The sequence below is a fragment of the Aestuariibaculum sediminum genome (genome assembly GCF_014596945.1).
Lineage (GTDB): Bacteria > Bacteroidota > Bacteroidia > Flavobacteriales > Flavobacteriaceae > Aestuariibaculum > Aestuariibaculum sediminum.
Map to the genome: position 1 here is coordinate 1 of NZ_JACVXB010000020.1, position 3249 is coordinate 3249.

The 3249-nt window shown below is 29.1% G+C and carries 4 protein-coding genes; all 4 read left to right on the plus strand.

The window, feature by feature from the left end; genetic code table 11:
- The first annotated feature begins 106 nt into the window (after nucleotides 1-106).
- The gene (locus ICJ83_RS16860) at nucleotides 107-847 is read left to right on the plus strand and encodes a PA3715 family protein (protein ID WP_188231577.1); all 741 of its coding nucleotides are present in this window, start codon (nucleotides 107-109) and stop codon (nucleotides 845-847) included.
- A 722-nt stretch (nucleotides 848-1569) separates the two neighbouring features.
- Nucleotides 1570-1818, plus strand: a complete 249-nt coding sequence (locus ICJ83_RS16865) for a hypothetical protein (RefSeq protein ID WP_110358478.1) — start codon at nucleotides 1570-1572, stop codon at nucleotides 1816-1818.
- A 15-nt stretch (nucleotides 1819-1833) separates the two neighbouring features.
- On the plus strand, nucleotides 1834-2214 hold the full coding sequence (locus tag ICJ83_RS16870; RefSeq protein ID WP_188231578.1) for a hypothetical protein: 381 nt from the start codon (nucleotides 1834-1836) through the stop codon (nucleotides 2212-2214).
- 224 nt (nucleotides 2215-2438) lie between these two features.
- Nucleotides 2439-3053 carry a helix-turn-helix domain-containing protein gene (locus ICJ83_RS16875; protein ID WP_188231579.1) on the plus strand — a complete coding sequence of 205 codons (615 nt, stop codon included), beginning with the start codon at nucleotides 2439-2441 and terminating at the stop codon, nucleotides 3051-3053.
- The last annotated feature ends 196 nt before the right edge of the window (nucleotides 3054-3249 follow it).

Genomic DNA, 3249 nt, shown 5'->3' on the forward strand with positions numbered 1-3249 from the left:
TTCTGCAAACCGTTCTAGTTCTCCTCTTGTCATTTAGTAAATTTAAGAACTACTTTATTCTTAGGGATAAAGTAAAGAAACCGTTGTAAAACATATCCCAAGTCTAATGAAAAAATCAATATTCATAACTTTATTTCTGTTTTCATTGTTATCTTTTGGACAAGAATTGACTAACAAAGAACTAATTGAAAAGTCTATAGAGTTTTTAAGAGTTAATGAAAAAGATTTATTAATAGAAAAAGCAACTTTAAAGACATATCAGAAAGATAAAATTATTATTGTCTTACCAATTATAACGAACAGAGATAATGAATGCTACTATTGTTACCATATTGACAATAACATTCTTATTTGGAATAAAAGATCAAAATCATTTGAAGCTAATTACACGAAAAAATCTGAATGGACTTCAGATGCCGTTTATTTAAGTTCATTAAAAATAGATACTGCACCTTATTATTTAAATAAAAACATCAGAGCTTTTGGATTAAGATATAGTTATAGTGGAAGTTCAAGAGTAAATCCTTATGACAGTGAAATAATCAATTTATATTATATAAAAGACAACAAAATAATTGAAGTTTTGAACAATTTCGAACTTGAAAATATGACTGGAGAAAATAATGGAACTTGTGAAAATGCGTCTTTTAAAACTTCTAAGAGTATTTTGATAATGAATGATAAACTTAACAACGAATTAAATGACATAACTGTTAAGACAAAAGTTAAGAATTATTCACTTGATTCCGAATGTGACAAAGAGATTGTAAAAAGTGAAAGAACTAAGTCCGAAACATTAATATTTGACAAAAAAGAAAAAAAATACGTTTTACAACACCGTATATAATTTATTGCTAGTTCTAGCCAACTTACGAAAATCCTTGTGGATTTTCTATTCGGTTTGTATTTGCTAAATTACGTGCTAAACCACGCAACAAACCATATACAAACACGTTGGCAACAATTTGAGGTAAGAACATTAAAAATTTAAGAAATGGAAAAAATTTGGATATTAGGAATAGTACTTTTTTTAGTAATCACTTTTATTACTTGGAAGTTTTTCAATGGATTTTACAAAAAAGAAACTAGTAATAAGATGCGGAAAACTTGGGGTGCGAGAATGTATTATTGGCATTTTATATTAATGATTAGCGGACTAGCTACAACTTTAATAATATGCTTTTTGAAATGGGGAAATGTTTTGACTTTTTAGAAGTTTAAAAACAAAGAAAACAGCTTTAAGTCGAACCTGATTTTAAAACTATGGCGAAATCGAAAAAACCGACTGACCGAAAATATCAAGAAAAAATCGGAATCGGACTTTCGAGATTTACCGATGTTTATTTCAAATAAATGCTTGAATAAATTGTGTGCGTTTGACCTGATCAAAATGATAAAAAAATAAAAACTGTTGCCAACACAGTATATAAAAAATTGCTAGTTTTAGCTAAACCAATGTCAGTTGCTCGTTTGCTAGCTTCTGATTTTCCTTCGGAAAATCCTCGCACACAAACACGCAACTTTCCATAGACATTAACGTTGTGGTGCATTTAAGAAAACTCGATATTATTGGAAATTATAGTTGAATTGATATTTAGAGGATTAATTGTAAATGTTTTAGGTGTTTACACTCGATACTATTTTTTTAGTCTAATTGGACAAAAAAAGTCAATTGAATATTTATTGGGAGAAAAAAACAGAAAAGATAGCTCTGATATAGTATCTCAACATTTTTTTAATGTGTTTATTGGATTAATAACACTTGCTATAATCTCATTTGCTATTGCCTATTTAGTTTGGGGAGATTGGAATAATTAATACTAAAAATCTGAAGTGGATAAATTGACTTTTAAAACGGAATCATATTTAATAAACGGGAAAAACAATGAACGTTTCTTTCCTTTTTTAGAGTTAGAATATAATGAATGGGTAATTTATGAAAATGATATTCCAAAATATTTTATCGGACTTCACTCAGACGTGGAATCTGATTTTGAAATAATAAATTGGTTATTAACTGAATTAAAAAACGGTAAAAATTTAAGAAATTTGATTCTGGAACTTGGAAAAAAATATAATAAAAATTGGGACATATTTCCTTCTCAACGAGGACTTGAAATTGAAAACAGTTATCAAACTGAACAACTTGAATTGGAAGTCTTTACCGACAAAACAATTGACAAAATAAAAACGACACCACAACACCGGCTATAGTTCATTGCTTCTGACTTTCCTCACGGAAAGTCCTCGCAAATTTACTATCTTCGGTTTACGGCGGAAAATCCTCGCGGATTTTCACGCAACGAAACCATAGCCCAACCGTTATATGTCATTTCGGCCTATCGTTGGCGAAAATGTCATAAGATTGACATAGAAATGACGCAACCAATAAAACAACATAAAAATATCTTTGCTGAGTAATCATCAAAATATGTAAAATGAAAAATCAGAACTTAGCAATTAAAATTAAAGACCTACGAAACAGAAAGGGATTTTCTCAAGAACAACTATCGGATGAATCAAAACTAAGTCTAAGAACAATTCAACGAATTGAAAAAGGAGAATCAATTCCTAGAGGGGATACTTTGATTAAATTAACTCAAGCTCTTGGAGTAACACCTGACGACCTTTTAGAATGGCAAATTACTGATGATAAAGGTTACTTACAACTACTTAATTGGAGTTCCTTTAGTTTTATAATCACCCCTCTATTAGGCATAATAATTCCACTTGTAATGTGGATTTTAAAACGTGAAAAAATAAAATTTGTAGATGATTCTGGAAAAAAAATAATAAATTTTCAAATAACTTGGACTTTAATACTGTATTCTACAATCACAATTATACAACTGATATTAGGAGAAGGTTTTTTTATTTATCTCAATATCAATATCACCGATTCCATTTGGGCTTTAATCCATAAATTCTCAATACCATCTGTCATTTTATTTTCACTATATGTATATAACATAGTTACTATATTTTTGAATGTTAGAAAATCTCAAAAAGGATTGAAAAATAAATATTTACCAGCAATCCCTTTTTTAAAATAAAAACGCCATATAACACAGTATAAAGTTCATTGCTTCGGATTTTCCTACGGAAAATACTCGCAAATTTGCTATCTTGGTTTCTTAAACTGAAAATCCTCGCGGATTTTCACGCAACAAACCTTATACGTATTCCAAGGTCAAATCCTAATATTTTTTCACTTTTTTAAGCCATAAACTTTTGAAGCTCTACGTAAGG